Source organism: Nocardia cyriacigeorgica (genome assembly GCF_005863245.1).
GTDB classification, from domain to species: Bacteria; Actinomycetota; Actinomycetes; order Mycobacteriales; family Mycobacteriaceae; genus Nocardia; species Nocardia cyriacigeorgica_C.
Genome location: NZ_VBUT01000008.1, coordinates 117,694 through 138,661 on the forward strand (window position 1 = coordinate 117,694; position 20,968 = coordinate 138,661).

General features: G+C 68.0%; 24 protein-coding genes. 11 read left to right on the plus strand and 13 right to left on the minus strand.

Annotated features, from left to right (window positions below; translation table 11 throughout):
• Positions 1 to 14: 14 nt before the first annotated feature.
• From FEK34_RS20850 to FEK34_RS20860, 3 genes are read right to left on the minus strand one after another with little or no spacing between them, the layout of a single operon-like run.
• Entirely contained in the window at positions 15 to 746 is a 732-nt protein-coding gene (locus FEK34_RS20850; protein WP_138450152.1) for an ESX secretion-associated protein EspG, read from the minus strand.
• Entirely contained in the window at positions 743 to 1,333 is a 591-nt protein-coding gene (locus tag FEK34_RS20855; protein WP_138450154.1) for a hypothetical protein, read from the minus strand. Before FEK34_RS20855 ends, FEK34_RS20850 begins: the two co-directional genes overlap by 4 nt.
• Before the next feature lie 27 nt (positions 1,334 to 1,360).
• Positions 1,361 to 1,750 carry a hypothetical protein gene (locus FEK34_RS20860; RefSeq protein WP_138450156.1) on the minus strand — a complete coding sequence of 130 codons (390 nt, stop codon included), beginning with the start codon at positions 1,748 to 1,750 and terminating at the stop codon, positions 1,361 to 1,363.
• A gap of 153 nt (positions 1,751 to 1,903) precedes the next feature.
• Here FEK34_RS20860 and FEK34_RS30095 point away from each other — a divergent pair, with 153 nt between their 5' ends.
• On the plus strand, positions 1,904 to 2,755 hold the full coding sequence (locus FEK34_RS30095) for a GntR family transcriptional regulator (protein WP_171048315.1): 852 nt from the start codon (positions 1,904 to 1,906) through the stop codon (positions 2,753 to 2,755).
• 436 nt (positions 2,756 to 3,191) lie between these two features.
• A complete protein-coding gene (locus tag FEK34_RS20870) occupies positions 3,192 to 3,443 on the plus strand; it encodes a hypothetical protein (protein WP_138450158.1) in 252 nt (83 codons plus the stop codon).
• Here the strand turns inward: FEK34_RS20870 and FEK34_RS20875 are convergent.
• The 4 genes from FEK34_RS20875 to FEK34_RS20890 form a co-directional block, all read right to left on the minus strand.
• Positions 3,392 to 4,024 carry a class I SAM-dependent methyltransferase gene (locus FEK34_RS20875; RefSeq protein WP_138450160.1) on the minus strand — a complete coding sequence of 211 codons (633 nt, stop codon included), beginning with the start codon at positions 4,022 to 4,024 and terminating at the stop codon, positions 3,392 to 3,394. The genes FEK34_RS20870 and FEK34_RS20875 overlap by 52 nt on opposite strands.
• Before the next feature lie 45 nt (positions 4,025 to 4,069).
• A complete protein-coding gene (locus FEK34_RS20880) occupies positions 4,070 to 5,320 on the minus strand; it encodes a saccharopine dehydrogenase family protein (RefSeq protein ID WP_171048316.1) in 1,251 nt (416 codons plus the stop codon).
• A gap of 8 nt (positions 5,321 to 5,328) precedes the next feature.
• On the minus strand, positions 5,329 to 6,741 hold the full coding sequence (locus FEK34_RS20885) for an ABC1 kinase family protein (RefSeq protein ID WP_138450164.1): 1,413 nt from the start codon (positions 6,739 to 6,741) through the stop codon (positions 5,329 to 5,331).
• 128 nt (positions 6,742 to 6,869) lie between these two features.
• Positions 6,870 to 7,568 (minus strand): TetR/AcrR family transcriptional regulator, encoded by a 699-nt coding sequence (locus tag FEK34_RS20890; protein ID WP_138450532.1) that lies wholly within the window; start codon positions 7,566 to 7,568, stop codon positions 6,870 to 6,872.
• Positions 7,569 to 7,809: 241 nt separating this feature from the next.
• On the opposite strand from FEK34_RS20890, the gene FEK34_RS20895 reads away from it, so the two are divergent.
• The 5 genes from FEK34_RS20895 to FEK34_RS20915 all read left to right on the plus strand — a co-directional run bounded on the left by FEK34_RS20895 (position 7,810) and on the right by FEK34_RS20915 (position 12,328).
• On the plus strand, positions 7,810 to 9,159 hold the full coding sequence (locus tag FEK34_RS20895) for a DUF445 domain-containing protein (protein WP_432760972.1): 1,350 nt from the start codon (positions 7,810 to 7,812) through the stop codon (positions 9,157 to 9,159).
• 104 nt (positions 9,160 to 9,263) lie between these two features.
• Positions 9,264 to 9,764: a helix-turn-helix domain-containing protein gene (locus tag FEK34_RS20900; protein ID WP_138450166.1), complete on the plus strand. Its 501-nt coding sequence runs from the start codon at positions 9,264 to 9,266 to the stop codon at positions 9,762 to 9,764.
• The gene (locus FEK34_RS20905) at positions 9,761 to 10,495 is read left to right on the plus strand and encodes a heparin-binding hemagglutinin (RefSeq protein WP_138450168.1); all 735 of its coding nucleotides are present in this window, start codon (positions 9,761 to 9,763) and stop codon (positions 10,493 to 10,495) included. The genes FEK34_RS20900 and FEK34_RS20905 overlap by 4 nt, the downstream gene beginning before the upstream one ends.
• A gap of 143 nt (positions 10,496 to 10,638) precedes the next feature.
• Positions 10,639 to 10,935: a DUF2516 family protein gene (locus FEK34_RS20910; RefSeq protein WP_104360649.1), complete on the plus strand. Its 297-nt coding sequence runs from the start codon at positions 10,639 to 10,641 to the stop codon at positions 10,933 to 10,935.
• Positions 10,936 to 11,287: 352 nt separating this feature from the next.
• Positions 11,288 to 12,328 (plus strand): alpha/beta fold hydrolase, encoded by a 1,041-nt coding sequence (locus FEK34_RS20915; RefSeq protein WP_138450169.1) that lies wholly within the window; start codon positions 11,288 to 11,290, stop codon positions 12,326 to 12,328.
• Between the two features lie 144 nt (positions 12,329 to 12,472).
• On the opposite strand, the gene purU is transcribed toward FEK34_RS20915, so the two are convergent.
• Positions 12,473 to 13,363 (minus strand): formyltetrahydrofolate deformylase, encoded by an 891-nt coding sequence (purU, locus tag FEK34_RS20920; RefSeq protein WP_138450171.1) that lies wholly within the window; start codon positions 13,361 to 13,363, stop codon positions 12,473 to 12,475.
• 235 nt (positions 13,364 to 13,598) lie between these two features.
• Positions 13,599 to 14,120 carry a GNAT family N-acetyltransferase gene (locus FEK34_RS20925; RefSeq protein ID WP_138450173.1) on the minus strand — a complete coding sequence of 174 codons (522 nt, stop codon included), beginning with the start codon at positions 14,118 to 14,120 and terminating at the stop codon, positions 13,599 to 13,601.
• Between the two features lie 110 nt (positions 14,121 to 14,230).
• Here FEK34_RS20925 and deoC point away from each other — a divergent pair, with 110 nt between their 5' ends.
• Positions 14,231 to 14,899 carry a deoxyribose-phosphate aldolase gene (gene deoC, locus FEK34_RS20930; protein ID WP_138450175.1) on the plus strand — a complete coding sequence of 223 codons (669 nt, stop codon included), beginning with the start codon at positions 14,231 to 14,233 and terminating at the stop codon, positions 14,897 to 14,899.
• Positions 14,900 to 14,937: 38 nt separating this feature from the next.
• On the opposite strand, the gene FEK34_RS20935 is transcribed toward deoC, so the two are convergent.
• Positions 14,938 to 15,663, minus strand: coding sequence for an LmeA family phospholipid-binding protein (locus FEK34_RS20935; protein ID WP_138450177.1), 726 nt, complete (start codon positions 15,661 to 15,663; stop codon positions 14,938 to 14,940).
• Positions 15,664 to 15,781: 118 nt separating this feature from the next.
• Between FEK34_RS20935 and FEK34_RS20940 the strand changes: the two genes are divergently transcribed.
• Positions 15,782 to 16,423 carry a hypothetical protein gene (locus FEK34_RS20940; protein WP_249359454.1) on the plus strand — a complete coding sequence of 214 codons (642 nt, stop codon included), beginning with the start codon at positions 15,782 to 15,784 and terminating at the stop codon, positions 16,421 to 16,423.
• Between the two features lie 36 nt (positions 16,424 to 16,459).
• Here FEK34_RS20940 and FEK34_RS20945 read toward each other — a convergent pair whose 3' ends face one another.
• The 3 genes from FEK34_RS20945 to FEK34_RS20955 all read right to left on the minus strand — a co-directional run bounded on the left by FEK34_RS20945 (position 16,460) and on the right by FEK34_RS20955 (position 18,380).
• A complete protein-coding gene (locus FEK34_RS20945; protein ID WP_171048317.1) occupies positions 16,460 to 17,305 on the minus strand; it encodes a class I SAM-dependent methyltransferase in 846 nt (281 codons plus the stop codon).
• The gene (locus FEK34_RS20950) at positions 17,275 to 17,790 is read right to left on the minus strand and encodes a DUF2505 domain-containing protein (protein WP_138450179.1); all 516 of its coding nucleotides are present in this window, start codon (positions 17,788 to 17,790) and stop codon (positions 17,275 to 17,277) included. The genes FEK34_RS20945 and FEK34_RS20950 overlap by 31 nt, the downstream gene beginning before the upstream one ends.
• Positions 17,791 to 17,894: 104 nt before the next feature.
• Complete coding sequence (locus FEK34_RS20955) at positions 17,895 to 18,380, minus strand: DUF2505 domain-containing protein (RefSeq protein ID WP_138450181.1); 486 nt, start codon at positions 18,378 to 18,380, stop codon at positions 17,895 to 17,897.
• Between the two features lie 57 nt (positions 18,381 to 18,437).
• On the opposite strand from FEK34_RS20955, the gene FEK34_RS20960 reads away from it, so the two are divergent.
• Together FEK34_RS20960 and FEK34_RS20965 are read left to right on the plus strand one after the other, a co-directional pair.
• Entirely contained in the window at positions 18,438 to 19,511 is a 1,074-nt protein-coding gene (locus tag FEK34_RS20960) for a UDP-N-acetylmuramate dehydrogenase (protein ID WP_138450540.1), read from the plus strand.
• Positions 19,512 to 19,665: 154 nt separating this feature from the next.
• Positions 19,666 to 20,907, plus strand: coding sequence for a L,D-transpeptidase (locus FEK34_RS20965; protein WP_212748795.1), 1,242 nt, complete (start codon positions 19,666 to 19,668; stop codon positions 20,905 to 20,907).
• Positions 20,908 to 20,968 lie beyond the last annotated feature (61 nt).

A 20,968-nucleotide genomic window follows, 5' to 3' on the forward strand; every position in this document is an offset into this window, starting at 1 on the left:
AATCGCGGCCCGGATCAGCGAATCTGGGCGAGTTTGAGCAGCTGGTGGGCGAATTCGGCGTCGGACACCGGGGTGAGGGTGAGCTCGTCGGCGGTGGTGAGCAGATAGCGTCCGTCGCCGCTGACATCGAGCCAGGTGCGATGCCTGGTCGGCGGCGACATCGGATTGTCCGGTTCCACCGTGACGGTGATGAAGCCGCGCGCGTCGACCGGTTTGCGCAGCGCGCGGCGGAAGCGGGCGGCGCCGCGCTCACCGTTGGTGGAGAAGGTCTGGCCGTTGCCCGCGTGGTCGGTGGCGCCGAGCACGGCGTCCTGCGGTTCGCGCAGCGTACCCGCGCGGCCCGGGCGCGCCGGCCCGATCACCTCCACCAGCAGCTCGCCGAGGGCGCGGGCATGGCTCATCTGCACCGTGACGGTGGTGGGGGCGGCCACCAGGATCGCGGCGTGCTGGTGCACCACGGCGGCGAAGGCCAGGATGCGGTGGGGGCGGTCTCCGTTACCGGAGGCGGTGCGTTCGCCGGACACGGTGATGGTGGTGGCGTCGGCGCGGGCGCACAACATGAGCGCGGCAGCCAGATCGGGGTCGGCCTGTCTGGCGAACCGCTGCGGTAATCGCAGGCGTAGGTGTTCGCTCTCGGTGCGCACGGTGGCGGCGGGCGCCATATTGACCGGATAGGGGCGGCGATCCAGGTCGGTTTCGTTCTGCCAGACGTAGCTGAACTCGTCCGGGGTGAGTACCCATTTCACAGTGGCGCGCTCCCGCCGCCGGTGGGGTCGGTGCGCGGTGCCGCGAAGCGGGGCACCCGGTCCCCCGAAGCGGGGATGGCGGGGGAGTAGACGTGTGTCATGAGGTCCTGGACGTCGGCGGTGACGGCCGCCGCCGCGATGTCGTGATCCATTCGTCGTTGCCCGCCGTGCACGGCCTCGGCGGCGGGGTCGTCGAGCGGACGATACGGCTGCGGCGGCGGAATCGCAGCCCGAACCGTCTGCGCCGCATCGCGATCGAGTTCGAACAGTGCGGCGATCGCGGCGCACACCTCGTGGGCGTCGGTGCCCGCGCGAATGAAATCGCGGGTGGCCTGCGCCGCTGCGTCGGCGGTCCGGCCGGACCATCGCGCGAATTCGCGATGGGTGGCGTCGCTGAAGGCGCGAAACGCCTCGCCGAGCGCGGTGGCATTGGCCTGCCAGACTGCCGCAGCCCGGTCGAGCGCGGCCGGGTCCATCACCTCGTGCACGCGATCCCAGATCTCCTGATGGGTGTAGCCGCTGAAATGTTCACGCTCCGGTGCGTACGGGGGATCGGTGTCACCGGTGGGTGTGGCGTCGTCGGCCATGGTGCGCTCCTCCCTCGTCGGCCGGTCTCACCGCGGCGCCAGATGGGCGGCGACGAGGTCGATCGCGGCCTTGTTGGCAGCCTCGGCATCGGCGAACTTCTTGCCCGCCGCCAGATAGGCCGCCTTGTACAGCAGCGCGGTCTCCTGGAGAGCGGTCAGGGTGTCGAGATATTCGCGCCCCTTGCCGCTGAATCCGCGGGCCAGCGCGTGGCCGGTGGGTAGATCGGGAAAGCCGGAAACCTCGGTGATCACGTGTGATTCGGCTCTGGCCCGGTCCAGATCGTCGACCAGGACGTCGCAGGCAGCGGCCAGATTCGAGGCCACGTCCTCGTCGAGTTCGAACGGCGCGACACCGCCGTCCACCGCCGCGACGTACAGTTGCCGAGCCCGGCTCTGCCCCGTTTCCGGTACCGCCATCTGGGCTCCCCCTTCCGCTCGGTCCATCACATCCCCGCCGCGTCGATTCGGACTCTACCGGTCGGAAATGCGCGCTGTCGCCGGCTTCGCGGGCGAGGTATCGGTGCCCGGCTGTGATGTCGGGCACGAAAGCGGCGGTTACACTCGCGAGCTGTGTCCGAGACCGATGCATCGCTGCCGAAGTATCTGCGCATCGCCGAGGACATCCGGGGGCGGATCGAGCGGGGCGAGCTCGGTGTGGGGGACGAGGTGGAGTCCGAACGCGAGCTCGCGGCGCGGTGGTCGGTGGCGCGGCCGACGGCGGCGAAGGCGCTGAATATGTTGCGGCAGAGCGGGATCGTGGAGTCGCGGCGCGGGGCTGGGACCTTTGTCGCGCGGCGTGGTCTGGTAGTGCGGGAGGGCACCATGCCGGCGTGGGTACGTAGTGGTACTCCCGGGTGGGCGCGTGGTTTGTCAAGGTGGGCGGGCTCGGGGGGTGCTGGGGCCAAGGGTTCGAGTCGTCTCGGGTTGGTTCCACTCGAGGATGTTCCCGGTGCGGAGGCCGGTGATGGGGGTGAACGCCGCACCCCCACGGTCATCGTCGTCGCGGCGGAGGTCGCCGAACCGCCGGATTCGGTCGCCGAGGTTTTCCGCTCATCGGGGGAGGCGATCGTCCGCCGGGTGGTGCTGGGTTCCGAGGGTGACGTGCGGCTGCGCACGACGTGGTATCCACACGAATTCGCCTCGATCGCACCACGATTGCTGGAGCAGGCGCCGATCTCCGGCGGTGCCGGCCACTATCTGCAATCCATGCTCGGCAAGGTTGTGGCGCAACGACAGGAACGGGTCTGCGCGCGAAGGGTTGCCGAGGGCGAGCGCGATCACCTCGGTATCGAGCCCGACGCGCCGGTGCTCGTCCGTCAGGCAGTGCATTACGACGACGCGGGTGCGGTGCTGTGGTTCGCCGAAACCGTGTATCCGCCCGACTACTGGGTGCTGGAGCCCGGCGCTCTCGCGGATCGTTGAGGCCGGGGCTCCGGCACTCCTGTGATCTCGGGCGTCACGACATGCGTCAGCCCAGGTCATGCACTTTCGGAGGGTGTGTACGTCGATCAGCGCGAACGCTGTTGGGTGTGGCCATCCGCGCGCGCCACCCTGCGGATTCGGTAAACAACTGCCTGTGCGTAGATCCGCGACGCCGCCTCTGCCGCGTGATCTTCTGGCGCCCGCCGCGGCGGTTCGGCCGCCCATATCGAGACGGCCGGGGACCACCGGTGGTGTCGACCAATGGCCTCGGCTGACCCTGCATTGCCGACCGCCCTGTGGCGCCGGTCAGCCTGCCGTGAGGCGGCGTTCCCCCTGGGGCACAGAGGTTTCGGCGCACACCCCGTTGACAGCTCGGCTGTAAAAGTGGCATAGTCCACTGATACGAGAATTGGCATAGTCCACTGGGGGAGGCGCTGTGTTCGATCATTCGCCGTCACGCGGTTTGACCATCGGCTCCTGGGTGGTGATCGGCGACGAATGCTCGGTGCGCCGCGCGCCCCTGCCCGATGCCGACTATCTCGGCTTCGTATTCGACAGCGGCGGCAGCGAATTCGAACTATTCCTGACCCCCGAGGTCCTCCGCAGAATGGTCGGCCTGGCCGGCGACGCGGGACTTCAGCCCGGACGGGTGGCCGAGACGTATTGCAGCAGCCGATGGATCTCCTGATCGATCTCGACCAACCCCTGTTCGGCGAACAAGGCCGGGAACGTCTCGGTGTCGAACACCCGCAAACCCGACCAGCCGCCGACGATCCGGGTCGCATGGCCGAACGCCGAATCATCGCGATGACTGGTGGTGATCGCGATCCGGCCGCCCGGCGCCAGCACCCGGATCATCTCCCGCGCCGCCGCCAGCGGATCCGGAATCAGGTACAGCGCACCGAAACAGCACACCGCGTCGAAGGAGCCATCGGCGAACGGCAGGAGCCGCGCATCGCCACGCAGATAGCCCACTCGCGGACCCGAATTGTCGGCCAACGCCCTGGCCAGCATCGGTGGCGAGTAGTCAACGCCGACCGCGTAACCGTCATCGGGCAGCTGCTCACTGAGATACCGCGTGAAATTGCCGGGACCACAGGCGATATCGAGCACCCGATGCGCCTTGCGCAGCCGCAGCGAATCGGCCGCGAACCGCCGGTCCGCTGCGGTGGTCTGGCCACTGGCCAGATAGAACAGCGCAGGCCGCCAGGCTCGCTCGTACACCGCGGCCAGCGCCGGGTTGTTCATGGTGCGACGAGCGAGATTCATCGAGCCGACTCCATTGTCCGCGAGAGATTCATTGCCGTGCCGCGCTCAGCCGCGCTCGACCTCGATCGTCATCCCGGCCGCCCGCAGACGTTCGGTGAGCGCATCGCCCATCGCCGCGGCCGGGGTGAGCACGCCCGCCAGTTCCGGCAGCTTCGCACCGTCGAACGCCAGGCACAGCCCGCTCTCGCCGAGCAGCACGGCCGTCGCCTGATAGCCGGGATCGCCCTGTCCGGCGAAGGTCGCGACATACTTCGCGCCCGACGTGGTGTGCGCGTAGGTCTTCATGGTGAACCAGCCGCTGGTGCGCGCCTGCTCGCTGGGTCCGGTGCCGGGCTTGGGCAGCACCCGATCCAGCAGCTTGCGTCCGAAGCTCACCCGCGACAGCAGCGCACCCGCCGCCATCGTCGCCACGATCCCGCCGGACATACCGGCCGCCACCAGCGGCGCCACCGGCGATTTACCGGCGCTCATCACTTCGCGGTAGCGGAAGTTCTTGCCGTACACCCAGCCGAGCAGGCCGTTGCTGCGGCGCACGATCTTGGTGTTGTGCATGGCCATCACGAAGGTGCCGACCCAGCCGTCCAGGCTCGGATCGATGGAACTCGCGCGCTGCAACGCCTGATCGGACTGGCGGCCCACATCCGGGTCCATCGACTTGTCCGGGCTCAGCGAATACGGGTGGCTGAGCACCGACTGCTTGGATGGATCGGCGGCCACCGCCTCCATCATCGCGCGCCCCGAGTCGATGGTGCCGCCGCTGACGCCACCCTTGAGCGAGGCGATCAATGTGGTGTCGGTGAGCTCGCCGGTGTTGTCCTCGACGGTCCGGCGGTACAGCTGATACACGCTCAGATCCGACGGAACCGAGTCGTACCCACAGGAATTGACGATCTTGGCGCCCGTGCGGACGGCCTCCTCGTGATACCGGTCGATCGCCTCGCGGATGAACAGCGGCTCGCCGGTGAGGTCGGCGTAGTGGGTGCCCGCCTTGGCGCAGGCGGCGACCAGCGGCAGGCCGTAGCGCAGGTACGGCCCGACCGTGGTCACCACGACGGTGGTGCGGGCGGCGAGGGCGTCGAGGGCCGGTTGATCGGCCGCGTCCGCGACCACCAGCTCCCAGGCCGCGGCCGCCGGGCCGAGTTCGTCGCGGACCCGGGTCAGCTTGTCCACCGAGCGTCCGGCCAACGCGATCTTGGCGTCCGCAGGTGCGGCCCCCAGCAGATACTGCGCGGTGAGTTTCCCGACGAAGCCCGTCGCGCCGAAGAGGATCAGATCGAATTCGCGGCTGTCCGCCATATGTTCCCTCATACCTTGTCGTGTCGAGCCTTGCCGGATTTCTTGCCGTCGGTGCGTTCGGCCAGCCAGCGATGATGCTGTTTGCCGAGTTCGGTCACCGGTGGTTCGTCGTAGAGCCATTCCCGGGAGATGCGATGCCAATTGGCCGTGGCCTCGAGCTGGCCGAGCATGCCGAAGGTGAGGAAGTCCGCGCGCCGGGAGAACAGATGCTCCGGCGGCAGATTCTGCTGCTTCATCCCGGTGAACTCGCTGGCCCGCGGGTCGACCGCGAGCAGGAACGCGCCGCTGGCCAGCTCCGGGGTGATGGTCAATTCCTCATCGATGAGACACCATTCGGAGGCCGCCAGCACGTATTCGAGGCATTCGTCCGGGCCGATCTCATCGGGGGAGTCGATCACCCCGCGCTGGATCATCAACTGCCGCAGGTCCTCCGCCCGATCCTCGGCCGCCGCACGCAGGCACGCCGCCTCGAATTGGACGTGCTTGGGATCCATCCGATTGAACAGGCCGAAATCGAGAAAACCGACCCGCCCATCCTCGGTGAGCATCACGTTGCCCGGATGCGGATCGCCGCAGAACTCGTTGAACACGAACAGCGAACCCACATAGAAGCGGTAGATGATCTCGCCGATCCGATCCCGCTCGGCCTGCGGCAGCTCCTTGATCTCGTCGAAACCGCTGCCCACCAGGTATTCGCTGACCAGCACCCGCCGGGTGCTCAGCTCAGGCACCGGCCGCGGCACCACGATGAACGGATGCCCGGCATAGAGCTCGGAGATCTGCTGCTGGGTTTCGGCCTCGGCGTGATAGTCGAGTTCGGCCTCCATATTGAGCCGCAGCTCGTCCAGCACCGCGGGCGTCACCCATGGCATCGCCGATTGCAGCACCCGGCGAAACATCGCCAGGTTCTTCAGATCCGCGCGCACCGCGATATCGATGCCCGGATATTGCACCTTCACCGCGACCTTGCGCCCGTCGTGCAGCCGCCCGCGATAGACCTGACCGATCGAGGCCGCCGCCACCGGTTCGGATTCGAACTCGGCGAACACCTCATCGAGCGGTCGCCCGAAATCCTCCTCGATCACCGCGCGCATGGCCTCGAACGACACCGTCGGCGCGGCATTGCGCAGCACCGCGAGGCGCTTCTGGAAACGTTCGCGATGGTCGGGCGGAACCAGATCCAGATCCAGCACCGACATCATCTGGCCGAGCTTCATGGCCACGCCCTTCATGGTGCCGAGCACCATGACCACCTGTTCGGTGGTGCGGATCATGGATTCTTCGGCCATCTTCGCGCGCACGGCTTCCGAGCGACCGCGCATGGACAGCCGCGCGCGCTGATTACGCAGCACGGATCCGGCCGCGACCGCGCCGAGCTTCGTCCCGCGAGCCAGCCGGGATGTCGGCACTTGCTTCGCCATCGAGGTACCTCCGTTGGTGCCGACGCGCGAACGGAGACGCAACCCCTCTGTAGCGCCCCGCTGGCGTTCAGACTAACCAACCGCGCCGCGATGTCGAGTCCCGCGTCACATCCGGGGCCCGCGCTGGCTCAGACGGTGCCGTCGGCGGCCTCAGGGGTGTCCACCGGCTTGGGCAGCACATGCGGCATGGCGTTGAACTTGGTACGCGAGCCGCCCGCGCGTGCCATGCCTTCGATGGCGCTCCAGGCCATCATCGACAGGTAATCGATGACTTCCTCACGCGACATCGTCTTGTCGGTGGTCCACCAGTGGGTGGCCAGCTGAATGCCGCCGACCAGCACATACGACCACAGCAGCGCGCCTTCGGTCTCGATCCCGAGATCGTCGGCCCTGCTGATGATGGCGGCGGCGACCACCTCGGCGAACAGCTTCTCGAACTCGGCCAGCGAGGACTGGTCGGCCGAGCCGTTGCCCATGATGAACCGATAGACCTCGGGGTCCTCGTCGACCGCGCCGACGTACTCACCGAGCGCGGTGCGGACCAGCTGGTATTCGTCGGCGTCCAGGCTGATCGCGCCGTAGACGCGCGGCATCAGCGTGATCTCGATGAACCGCTGCATGGTGGCGTGCACCAGATCGTTCTTGTCCGCGAAATAGCGGTAGAGCACCGTCTTGGACACGCCGATCTCGGCGGCGATCTCGTCCATTCCGGCGCTGCTGCCACGGGCGCGCACGGCGGCCAGGGTGCCGTCGACCAGCTCTTCGCGACGGTCGATCTTGTGCTGTCGCCACCGGCGTTTGCGGCCATCGGTATTGCCGGTGCGCACCGCCGCCGGTCGGTCGGCGCGCTCACCGACGTCGACAAGGTCTTCGGTGGACAGGGTGGGCTCCCTCGTTCGAAACGGTTCCGTGTCACCCAGCTTAGGTCCCATTACTCCCCAGCAGGACCTTTTGGGGTGCCGATCACCGCATTCGGGTAGTCGATGCGAGCGGAGTCACACCGTGCGGCGACCCTCCGGAAGCGCTCGGCGACGCTGCCGGAGCGCGAAGGCCAGCAGAATGGAGGACATGCAGAACGCTCCCGGCGATACCGCGGTCCTCGGCGACCGCAGCTCCGAGGCCGCCGGCACGCAGCCGGCGATGCCGAGCAGCTTCACCTCCTTCACCGACGACGCGAGCAAACGGCGTGATCTGTGGAAGATGAAGTCGCTGGCCACCGGCCTGCTGGCGCTGGCGACCGCGATCTATCTCGGCTGCCGCTGGCTCGAGTCGCGCGGCGGCGGTGGCGACTGGGTCGGCTACGTGCGCGCCGCCTCCGAGGCGGGCATGGTCGGCGCACTGGCCGACTGGTTCGCGGTGACGGCGCTGTTCCGGCATCCGCTCGGCCTGCCCATTCCGCACACCGCGATCATCAAACGCAAAAAGGATCAGCTCGGCGCCAGCCTCGGCAGCTTCGTCGGCACGAATTTCCTCTCGCCCGAGGTGGTGACCGCGAAGGTCAATTCGGCGCAGGTGTCCTGGCGGGTCGGGCGCTGGATGGCCGATCCGGCCAATGCCGCGCGGGTGGCGCAGGAGAGTTCGACCATTCTGCGTGCGGTGGTCGGGGTGCTGCGCGATGAGGACGTCGAGCAGGTCATCGACAACACCATCGTCAAGCGGATCGCCGAACCGCAGTGGGGTCCGCCGATCGGGCGGGTGCTGGCCGAGCTGCTCGCCGACAATCGTCAGCTGCCGCTGCTGGATCTGCTGGCCGAGCGCGCCCACCAGTGGGCGCTGGGCAGTCAGGAGACGATCGACCGGGTGGTGCTGCGCGACGCACCGCAGTGGGCGCCGAAGTTCGTCAACATCATGCTGTCGGAGAAGATCTACCGCGAGGTCGTCGAATTCACCTGGAAGGTGCGCTCCACCCCGGATCACGAGGTGCGACTGGCCGCCAACCGGTTCCTCGAGCAGTTCGCCGACGACCTCCAGCACGACGAGGCGATGATCGCCAAGGCCGAGCGGATCAAGTCCCAGATCATGGGCCGCGAGGAGATCACCGGCATGGCGGAGGCGACCTGGCGCGCGGCCAAACGGCTGATCCTGGAATCGGCCGACGACCCCAACAGCACGCTGCGTCGCAAGGTTGCCGAGAACGTGCAAGCGCTCGGCGAGCAACTGCGCGATGATGAAACCACGCGCGCCAAAGTGGACGGCTGGATCGAGCGCGGCGCGCGGTATCTGGCGGCCAACTACGCCGACGAGATCGCCACCATCGTCAGCGATACCGTTGCCAGGTGGGATGCGGAAGAAGCGAGTAAGAAGATCGAATTGCAGGTCGGGCGTGACCTGCAATTCATCCGGATCAACGGCACGGTGGTGGGTTCGCTTGCCGGACTTGCCATCTACACGGTGTCGCACCTGATGTTCGGCGGCTGAGACAGCGCAGCCGGATATTTGCCCGAAGGGTGCTAACACAAGTGCTTGCAATAGCAAGCACCCTGCCCTAGCATTGGTTACGTACTACCGCCAGAAGGTGAGTGATGGCAGACCAGCCCGAGGTTTCCGCCCAGCACACCGAGGAGCCGGACGATGGTTCGGGTCTCGGGGAACGGGGGGGTCGCGTCTCCAACGCGGCGCACGACATCGGAGGTTTCATCAGGGCGCAACGTGAGGCCGCCCAGGTCTCGCTGCGTCAGCTCGCACAGCTGGCGGGGGTGAGCAACCCGTATCTCAGTCAGATCGAGCGCGGATTGCGCAACCCCTCCGCCGAGGTGCTCACGCAGATCGCGAAGGCACTGCGAGTGTCCTCGGAGGTGCTGTACGTACGGGCCGGCTATCTCGAACAACGGCCGCACAGCCCGGTCCGGGACGCCCTGCTCGCCGACACGACGATCAGTGAACGGCAAAAGCAGGTCTTGCTGGATATTTACGAATCGTTTCGCCGGGAAAACGGAGGGAACGAATCAGGGGGGGATGACTGGGACAGTGCCGTTCCGCATATTACGACCGACACTCCGCCACGCCAGGAGAACGAAACATGACCGACAACGCCACCACCAAGCCGCTCTACGCGACCGTAGGCGCGGGTGACGCCGTCTACACCGCCGTCCTCGACGCCGTGACCCAGGTGCGCGAGCGCGCCCAGTCCGCCGATGTCACCGGCCGCGTCGACGAGGCCCGCGAACGCATCGCCAACCTCCCCGCCGATGTCACCGGCCGCGTCGACGAGGCCCGCGAACGCATCGCCAACCTCCCCGCCGACGTCCAGGGCCAGTTCGACTCGCTGCGCGAGCGGCTCTCCGGCCTGCCCTCGGAACTCCCGGAGGACCTCGCCGAGCTGCGCGAGAAGTTCACCCCCGAGGAGCTGCGCAAGCTGGCCGAGCAGTACTACCGCCAGGTCCTCGACATCTACTCCGACCTCGCCGTGCGCGGTGAGGAGACCGTGGAGCGGCTGCGCGCCAACCACCTGGTCGAGGAGCAGGTCGGCCGCGTCGAGTCGCTGTACAAGGACGCCGCCGAGCGGGCCGAGGACGTGCTCGGCCGGGTCAACGAGCTGATCGGCCGTTCCGCCAAGGCCGCCGAGGACGAGGCCGAGGCTGCTGCCGACGCCGTCGTCGACGCCGAGGTCGTCGAGGTCACCACCGAGACCGCGCCCGCCCCCGCCAAGAAGGCGCCCGCCGCCAAGAAGGCTCCGGCCAAGGCTCCCGCCGCCAAGGCCGAGGCTCCCGCGAAGAAGGCTCCGGCGCGCAAGACCGCCGCGAAGAAGGCTTGATTCGCCTGCCGCACGCCCGGTGACGGGCCTGCGGTCGCGCTACCCGACGACCCCGCGTACCGATTCGGTGCGCGGGGTCGTCGCTTTTCGTTCCTCGCCGCTGGGAGCCGGTGGGCGGCGGCGCTTGCTCCTATCATGGTGGAGTGGAAATTGCGCAGGGTGTGACCGGCCTTATCGTGCTCGTGCTGTGGCTGCTGGCTTTCGGCGCGACGATCTTCGCGCTGATCCACGCCCTACGTCAGCGCCCGGACGCGTTTACGGCGGTAGACAAGCTGACCAAGCCGATCTGGCTGGCGATCCTCGGTGTCGCGGTGCTGCTTCTGCTGCTGTCGTTCGCGGGGCTGGGGTTGTTCGCGTTCATCGCGATCATCGCGACCGGTATCTATCTGGCCGATGTGCGGCCGAAGGTGGATGAGATTCAGCGGGGGCCTCGCTGGTAGGTGTGACTCTGCTCTGGTCGCGAGCGGCGCTCGGGGCGGGTGGCGGTGGTGGTCACCAACCGGCCTGACGGGCCCTCATCAGGCGAATCTCGGCGGCGTCATTGGACGGCACGCGGTCGGCGATGAGCGCTGACCAGCCGATGAGCAGTCGTGGGGGCCATGCGGACGCCGGCGATTCTGGATCGGGTGGCAGGGAACGGTCGCGTTCCTCAGTGCGGCCGATCCGGAAAAAAAAATTTCGTTGCCGTCTGCGCTGGTGACGCGCGGTTCTCCGAAACTTTCTGACTGCTAGCACTAGCTAGCACGCGCTCCAATGGTTACTGTATCTGTCAGTAACACAAAGGAGTGTCCGATGCGTGCAATGTTGCCGACGGCGTTGGCGAGCCTCCCGACCCAGCTTCGGGGAATGCTGGACGTGCACCGTGCGAACCTGCGGTCACGTACCTACCAGAACGCCGCGCTGAATCCGCCGACCGTTCCGCACGACGTCATCCCGGTGACCACCCCCGACGGCGTCAAGCTGCGCGTGCACGCGTACGGACCCGCCGACGGCGACGTCATCGTGCTGGTGCACGGCTGGACCTGTGCCATCGAATACTGGTACCCGCAGATCAACGCCTTCGCCGGCGAATACCGCGTCATCGCCTACGACCAGCGCGGCCACGGTGAAAGCGAACTCGGCTCCAGCCCCCTCGACTGCGACCTGCTCGCCGACGACCTCTGCGCGGTCCTCGACGCCGCCCTGCGTCCCGGCCAGCGCGCCGTCCTCGTCGGCCACAGCCTCGGCGGCATGACCCTGCAGGCCTGGGCAGGCAAACACCCCGACCGCGTCACCGCGCAAGCCGAAGCCGTGCTGCTCAGCAACACCGGCCCGCACTCCCTGGTCGCCGAAACCACCGTGGTGCCCCCGTTCAACAAGCCGCTGTCCTGGCTCGGCGGTCGCACCATCCCGCTGCCCTTCTGGTTCGGCCGCTTGGGCCTCGGCACCCCCATCGTCTTCCCGCCCATCGCCCCCGTCCGCTGGGTCTTCGCCCGCCAGATCATGACCCTGGACGCCCCGCGCGAACTGGTCGATTTCAGCATGGCCGTCGTCCGCTCCTGCCCGGCTTCGGTCCGCGCCAAGTTCGGCTTCCTGCTAGCCGACATGCACCTCGGCGACTCCGCCCGCAACCTCGTCGTCCCGACCACCCTGCTGGCCGGCGAATTCGACGACATGACCCCGCCGGTCCACTCCGAGCAGCTCGCCGAAATCCTCGCCGAGGTAGGCAGTCTGGTTCGCTACGAGGTGCTGCCGACCGGGCACCTCGGGAATGTCGAAGCCTACGAACGCTTCAACGAAGAGCTGGGGCGCGTACTCGATTCGGTGTACCAGCCGGTCGAAGCCGTGGGCTGAGCGCCGAAAACCCTGCACTCCCACTGCCGTTCGACGTGCAGTGACCGAGCCCTGCCGCCTCGAGGTGAGTTCCTCGCACAGGTTGTGGACCTTTAAGCGCGCCGAAACCTGTGCGACGTCACCGGAACTTGTGCGAGGCCGCTCTCAGGAGAAGACGACGGTGCGGCGGCCGTGGACCAGGACTCGGCCTTCCAGGTGCCAGCGCAGACCGCGGGCCAGGACCACCCGTTCGATGTCGCGGCCCTGGCGCACCATGTCGCGGACTTCGTCGGCGTGGTCGATGCGGATGACGTCCTGTTCGATGATCGGGCCGGCGTCCAGTTCGGGCGTCACGTAGTGGCAGGTCGCGCCGATGAGTTTGACGCCGCGGGCGAAGGCCTGGTGGTAGGGACGGGCGCCGACGAACGAGGGCAGGAAGCTGTGGTGGATGTTGATCGCTTTGCCCGCCCAGTGCTCGCAGAGGTCCGCGGGTAGCACCTGCATGAAGCGGGCCAGGACGACCGCGTGCGGGTCGTGCTGGTCGACCAGGGCGCGGACCTGTTCGAAGGCGGGGCCGCGTTCGGCCGCGTCCTTCGGGAACGGGACGTGATGAAACTTCACGCCGTGCGCTTCGGTGATCTCGGCCAGATCGAGATGGTTGCCGATCACCGCCTCGATGGTGGCGGGTAGCTCGCCGGAGGCGGCCCGGCCGAGCAGGTCGTGCAGGCAGTGACCGTCCTTGCTGACCAGCAGCACCGCGCGGCGCCGCGCACCGGAATCGAGCAGTTGCCAGTCGGTTTCGGAGCCGAGGCTCGCCGCGACGTCGGCGAAGCGGGTGCGCAGCTCACCGAGATCGAACGGCACCGTGGAGGCCTTGATGGCCTGCCGGGTGAAGAACCAGCCGGTCTCCGGGTCGGAATGATAGCCGGCCTCCACGATCGATCCACCGAAGCCCGCGATGAACGAGGTGATCTCGGCGATGATGCCCGGACGGTCCGGGCAGCCGAGGGTCAGCACGTAACGACGATCGTCGGTGACGGAGGGAGCAGCACTCATGAGCCCATCCTCGCAGGTGGGAAAGGCCCGCTCGCACCGAGTACACCAGACGGCGGGGGTGGGCCGGATGCGGCGACGCCTAGCAGCTCGCCGCATCCGTTGCATCGGTCGATGACGCCGCCGATCCGAAGCGATTCCGCGCTCCCTGAGTTCTCGACCCATCGTGCGTGTCCATCGGCGCCGACCAGCGGCAGCCGAGAGGCGAGACGTCGTCAGCGTCATTCCGCGAGCGAAATCAGCTGTAGAACGGCTCCGCGTAATGGAATTCTCCGACGATCTGCGCGTCATAGGCGGTGAGCGCGCGGACCTGGAAGTGGCTCGCCCAGCTCGACTCGTCCGGCGCGATGCCGAGGCGGGCGCCGGGCACGAAACCGAAGCGCGGGTAGTAGTCCAGGTGGCCGACCAGTCCGATCAGGGGTTCGTCGAGGGCGTCGGCGGCCCCGATGACGGCGTGCATGAGCGCCGCGCCCACACCGTCGCCTTGATGGCCTGCCTGCACTCCGATCGGTCCGAGCGCGAGCACCGGGAACGGGCCGACGGCGGCGCGGGTGAGGCAGACGTGCCCGATGACGGCGTCGTGCTCCACCGCGACCATCGACAGCGTCGGGATCCAGCCGGGATCGCTGCGTAGGCGTTCGACCAGATCGACTTCGGGGGGTTCGATGGCCTCCTGGCCGGTGTATTGCGGGCCGAAGGCGCTGCGGTGGACTGCGGCGATGGCGTCGGTGTCGCCGGCGCGTTCGCGTCGGATCAGCACGGTTGTCCTCTCTTCCCGACCAACAGAAGTGTGCGTGAAGCGCCTGCGTCGCGCAATCGGGATTCCGCCGGGCCGAACGGTGTGCCGGCGATATGCCAGACTTTGTCCCCATGGCAGATTCCGCGTCGCTGACCCGGGCCGAAGTGGCCGACATGATCGACCACACCCTGCTGGCGCCGGAGGCGACCGCCGACCAGGTGGCCGAACTGGTGCGCGAGGCCCGCGAACTCGGTGTGTACGCGATCTGTGTGTCGCCGTCGATGCTGCCGGTGCGCGCGCCGGGGCTGGTGGTGGCGACGGTGGCCGGATTCCCGTCCGGCAAACATCATTCGCTGGTCAAGGGGGCGGAGGCGCGGCTGGCCGTCGATCAGGGCGCGGCCGAGGTGGACATGGTCATCGACGTCGGCGCCGCCATCGCGGGCGATTACAGCGCGGTGCTCGCCGATATCGTCACCGTGCGGGAGGCGGTCGGGGACCGGGCGCTGCTCAAGGTGATCATCGAATCGGCCGCGCTGCCGGACGAGGCGATCGTGCAGGTCTGCCGGGTAGCCGAGCAGGCGGGCGCCGATTTCGTGAAGACCTCCACCGGATTTCATCCCGCCGGCGGCGCCGACGTCCATGCGGTCGAGCTGATGGCCGAGACCGTCGGCGGCAGGCTCGGTATCAAGGCCAGCGGTGGTATCCGCACCGCAGAGGCGGCCGCCGCCCTCGTCGCGGCCGGCGCCACGCGGCTCGGATTGTCCAAATCCCGTGCGGTACTGGAGGGTTTCGCGGCTTGAACGCAGGCCGTGGTGGGTTCGTCGCCGACGCACGACGCTCAGCAGGAGGAGCTGCCGTCGTTGCTCGCCGGCAGCTCGGTGCGACCGCCGGCCAACTGCACCCGGATGCCGTCATCGGTGACCTGCAAGCCCGTCGGCTTCATCTCGAACGGGTACATCTGCAAGCTCTCCGACAGCAGGTCGGCGATGCCCTGCACCAGGTCGGTCGGCAGTCCGATGCCGAGCACGTGCGCCGATTGGACGTCGACCTGCACGGCACCGTTGATCACCTGCGGCTGGACCTGCACCTGAGCCAGGCCGCCGAGCACCTCCATGGTCAGCTTGCCCTCGGCCGCCGAGGAGCTGACATTGCTCACCAATCCGCCGAGGGTCTTGGCGATGCCTTCATTGCTCCAGGTGACGTCGGCGGTGGAGCGGCCGATCGCGGCGCCGCCGCGGCCGTTGTCGGTGACCTCGATATCGCGGAAGGTGGCCGCTACGTGCATGCCTACCGCGGGGCCGAACTTCACATCGTCACTGTTGACGTTGATCTCGGGTAGTTTGCCGTCGACCCAGGTCACCAGCATCGGCTTGGCACCGAAACCGACGTCGATCTTGGAGCCCATCTCCTTCTCGAACTGGCTGCTCACGCAGCTCGAGACCGCGTGCCGCGCGTAGGCCTCGCCGCCGACCAGCACGGTCGCCAGCAGCACGGCCACCGCGACGAGGGCGATCACCAGGGTGCGGCGACTGACCGTCAAGGTGGAGCGGATCTTCGTGGGCATGGACCAGATTCTTCCCGACGTTTCTGTGTCGGCTCTGAGGGTGCGGTGAGGGATGTCTCGTAGCCGAGCCGCACCGATTGTGACATGAGCCACAGATTTGCCACGTACTCTGGTTCCCATGGCCGGTGAAGCGGCGCGGTTCAGCCCGGGTTTCCTTCCCGATCCTCTCGCGCCCGCAAGCGGCGATTCCGGGCGGGGCTGGCGGGTGCTGTGCCGGCTGGCCGGGCGTCACGCGGGGTTCTTCACCACCCGTCAGGTGTTGCGCACCGGGTGTGCCGATCGGGTGCGCGCCTGCCTGAGCAACGGCTCGGTGACCAGGTCCGGCGTCGGAATGCTGCGTATGGCGAACTGGCCGGAGGGTCCGCTCGACGAGTGCGCCATGTGGGCGGCCTGGTTCGACGGGGCGGTGGCCGTCTCTCATCAGAGTGCCGCGGATCTGCACGGAATCGGCCGCTTGCACCCGAGCTATCTGCATCTGTCGGCGGCCGCCGGACGGCCGCCGGTCACGCAGCGGGTAGTGGTGCAGCGCAGGCGGCTGCCGAGCGGCGATCTCGAGTCCGCGGGCCCCTTTCTGGTGACGACGCCGGTGCGCACCGTCCTCGACCTCGCCGAGTCCGACATCGCCCAGTCGGCTTTGGACGAGGTGGTAGCCGACGCTCTCGCCATCCACCGCTGCGCCCCAACCGAAATCCGCACCGCAGCCGAACCACTCGGAACCTGGGCCGCTGTCCGCCTCCGTCGAGCCCTCGCCGCCGCCTAGCCCGCCCCATGGTGGGAGTTATCGCACAGGTTTTGGTTACTTCGCACAGGCTCTAACCTGTGCGAACTCGCCAGAAGGTGTGCGACCCCTCAACGGTGCAACTACGTCCCAGGGGACCGACAGCACGTTGTCGCGCATTCGGCGGCGGTAATCGCGGACCGGGAAACCCTGGTCGCGCAACAGGTTTGCGGCGGCGCGCCAGCGCACGCGCGGGCCGAAGGGGGCCAGCGGGGCGGCGTGGGACCAAGCTCGGTCGGCGGCAGCGAGTAGGGCGTGGACACCTTCGCCGGGGACGTTGCGATGGATCAGCGCCTTCGGGAGGCGCTCGGCGATGTCGGAGGGACGGTCGATGGTGAAGGGGTCCCAGGCCAGGGTCAGGGACAGCGGGCCGGTGTGGTCGAGCAGGATCCATGCGCTGCGGCGGCCGAGTTCGTCGCAGGTGCCGTCGACGAGCAGGCCGCCGGGGGCCAGGCCCGACAAGATAGTGGCCCAGGCTTCAGGGACCGCGGACTCCGGATACTGACGCAGCACATTGAAGGCGCGCACCAGGACAGGGCGCAGACCGGCGAGTTCGAAACCGCCGCGGGCGAAGCTGACGCCGTCGCGGGCGGGCACCACCCGATCGGGGTCGATTTCCAGGCCGACCACGCGCACGTCGGGGCGGACCGTGCGCATGCGGGTGGCCAGTTCGAAGGTGGTCCACGGGCTCGCGCCGTAGCCGAGGTCGACCACCAGCGGATCGGCGGCAGCGTGCAGGCGGGCGGTGACAAGGTCGTCGTTGATCAGCCAGCGGTCACTGCGGCGCAATCGGTTGACGCCGGTGGTGCCGCGGGTGATCGTGCCTATCGGATTCAGCTGGTGGGGTTTTGTTCTTCCAGCCACCGCTGGGTCACCTCGGCCTCGGCACGGAACAGGTCGACGAGGTTCACCAGCATCAGCTGTTCCAGGCGCGGACCGACCATCGGGATGAACACCTTCGCCTCGGACGAGATCCGCATGGTGCAGCCGATCTCGGTGGGGAACAGGCGCATCGTTCCGGTGAGACTGCCGGGGCCCGCCGGGATGGAGGCGGAGTACTTGCCCTCGACCTCGGGACCGAAGGGGCCGTAGCTCTCCTTACGGGTGATCACCATGTCCTTGCGGATCACCGTCTGCGCGATCTCGGGCAGGGTGTCGCGCGGCAGGATGTGGTGCAGCACGATCTCGATGCCGTCGTCGTTGGACTCCAGGCTGATCACTTCGTTGGGGGAGTACTTGCGCATCTCCTCCATCCGGGCTTCCCAGTAATCCCGGTTCGACAGCGCCGCGTACAGCTCTTTGGTGGTGTGCAGCGGGTAGCGGGCGGAGTAGTCCAGTCGGCGAGCCATGGGCGGTTACGTTACCGGGACCGGTTGTCACGGCATCGCCGGGCAGCCGAAGAAGTGACCTGGCACAATCCGGTCCCCGGCGACGCCGTCGGCGTCACAACGAGTCAGCTCTCGGAGATCCAGGCGTTGGTGAACTCGGTCTCCTCGGCCAGCAGTTCGGTGAGGCGTTCGGCGATGGCGGCCTCGATCTTGCCGCCGAACAGCGGAACCTTCACCTCGATGCTGCCTTCGATCGCGGCGGTGGAGCCCGCGCCGGAATCGCCGAGGGTGATGGTGCCGCGGACCTCGGCGGGCGCCCCCTCTACCCGGGCCTCGAAGGTGGCGGAGTTGCCGGTCCAGGTCTCGATACGAGGAATGATCAGGTCACCCGGGCGCACGGCGGTGATCGCGGAGGGCAGCAGTTCGGCGGCGATGGCCTGCACCATCTCGATGCGCACCTGATCGCCCTCGACGGTGACCGACTCCAGCCGGGCGTTGGGACCGCCGACGGCCGCGATCCGGTCCGTCCAGTACTGCTTGTCGGCGACGGCGGCGCGCACGGCGGCAGCCGGATGGGTGTAGCTGGCCGTATACGCCAGGGGTGTAGCCATGGACGGACACGCTACCGTCTGGCTGTGCGAACTTCACGGTTGGTGGCGTCGGAACAGATGCGTGAGCTGCTGTCGGGGACTGGTGCGACGGTCCGGGATGAGGTGCGGCTTGCGGAGTTGACGACGCTGCGGGTCGGCGGCCCGGCCATCGTCGCCGATTGCGCGAGTACCGAGGCCCTGGTCGCGACGGTCCGTGCCCTCGACGGCGCGGGTATCCCGCTGCTGCTGCTCGCGGGCGGCTCCAACCTGCTCATCGGTGACGACGGTTTCGACGGCGTGGTGGTGCGGGTGTGCAACGCCGAGGTCACCTTCGGCGCCGACGGTGTGTTCGCGGAGGCCGGTGCGAACTGGGACGCGGTGGTCGCGGCGACGGTCGACGCCGGGTTCGGCGGTCTGGAATGCCTGTCCGGAATCCCTGGGTCGGCGGGGGCGACGCCGGTGCAGAACGTGGGCGCCTATGGCGTGGAGGTCGATCGGCTGCTGCGCCGGGTCCGGCTGCTCGACCGGGCGACCGGCGAGATCCGCTGGGCCGAGCCGGCCGAACTCGGTTTCGGGTACCGGACCAGCGTGCTCAAGCACAGTGATCGGGCGGTGGTGCTGGCTGTCGAGTTCGCGCTCGATCCGAGCGGGGACAGTGCGCCGCTGCGGTATGGGGAGCTCGCGCGCGTGCTCGGCGCGAGTGACGGCGAAACACGGCCTGCCGCGCAGGTCAGGGAGGCCGTGCTGAAGCTGCGCGCGGGCAAGGGGATGGTGCTCGACCCGGCCGATCACGACACCTGGAGCGCGGGGTCGTTCTTCACCAATCCGGTCGTGCCGCAGGAGCGGGCCGAGCAGGTGCTTGCGGCGATCCGGGAGCATGTCGGGGACGTCGCGATTCCGACCTATCCCGCGCCGGACGGGGTGAAGCTGTCGGCGGGCTGGCTGATCGAGCGGGCGGGCTTCGGCAAGGGATTCCCGGGACCGGAGGCCGCCGCCCGGCTGTCGACCAAGCACACGCTGGCGCTGACCAATCGCGGCTCGGCGACGGCGGCCGATCTGGTCGCGCTGGCGCGGACGGTCCGGGACGGGGTTGCCGATCGGTTCGGCATCGGGTTGGTTCCCGAGCCGGTCACCGTCGGGATCACGCTGTAGAACTCGACGCGATCGGATTGCTGCACGATTGCTGTGGCATCGGGTGCGTTGTCGGCAAACATCGGCCCCCACGTGGCCGAACACACACCGCTGAGCGCCCGATTCGACCCGAGGATGGGCCGGGCATCGATTAGCCGGGCGTAGATTCGATGGGGTGAGCAACCGACCAGACACGTTCCGGCCGGCTGCCGCTGTGGCGGGTGTGCTGCTCGCGGTGGTGGCGCTGATCGCCGGATGCACCATCGACCGCGGCGACGGCGCCGGACCGGCGTCGGACGAACCGATCGCCTCGGTCACCATCACCCCCGGCGACGATGCCGCCGACGTCAACCCGACCGCACCGGTCTCGGTGACCGTCGACAACGGCACCATCAACCAGATCGCGCTGACGAACGCCAACGGCAGGCAGGTCAAGGGCGAGATGTCGCCGGACAAGCGCAGCTTCCGCACCATCGAACCGCTCGGCTACGACTCGTCCTACACCTGGACCGGCACCGCCATCGGCACCGACGGCAAACCCGTCCCGATCGACGGCACCTTCAGCACGCTCGCGCCGAAGGCCACCGTCCCGGCCACCCTGAATATCGGCGACGGTCAGGAAGTCGGCATCGCCGCGCCGATCATCGTGCAGTTCAAGGCGCCGGTGCAGAACAAGGCCGCGGTGGAGAAGGCGCTCACCGTCACGACGAATCCGCCCACCGAGGGTGCGTGGGCCTGGTTCCCCGACGACAACGGCGGCTCGCGGCTGCACTGGCGGCCCAAGGAGTACTGGACGCCGGGCACCAGCGTGCACGTGGCCGCCATGCTCTACGGGCTCGATCTCGGCAACGGCAATTACGGCGACTCCGACATCACCTCCGATTTCACCATCGGCCGCGCCCAGATCGTCAAGGCCGACGCACCCAGCCACCGCATGCAAGTGGTCCGCGACGGGGCCTTGATCTTCGATTTCCCGGTCAGCTACGGCGAGGGCAATGAGGATCGCAATGTGACCCGCTCGGGGATTCATGTGGTGACCGAGAAGTACGAGGACTTCATGATGTCGAATCCGCCGTACTACGAGAATGTGCGCGAACGCTGGGCGGTGCGGATCTCCAACAACGGCGAGTTCATCCACGCCAATCCGGAATCGCTGTCGGCGCAGGGCGCGGCCAACGTCACCAATGGGTGCATCAACCTCTCACCCGCCGACGCCGAAGCCTACTTCGCGACGGCGTTGTACGGCGATCCAGTCGAGGTCACCGGTACCCGGATCGAGCTGTCGGCCGCCGACGGCGATCTCTACGACTGGACCATCGACTGGGCGACGTGGAAGTCGATGTCGGCGTTGAACGGCAAGCCCGCGACGACGATCTCGGCGACTCCGGTCCCGCCGCAGCCGGCCGGCGGGCGCTGAGTCCGGACGGCGGGCCGGCCAGGCTGCCTGATCGCACGGCGCAGTAACGGTGCGCAGCCGG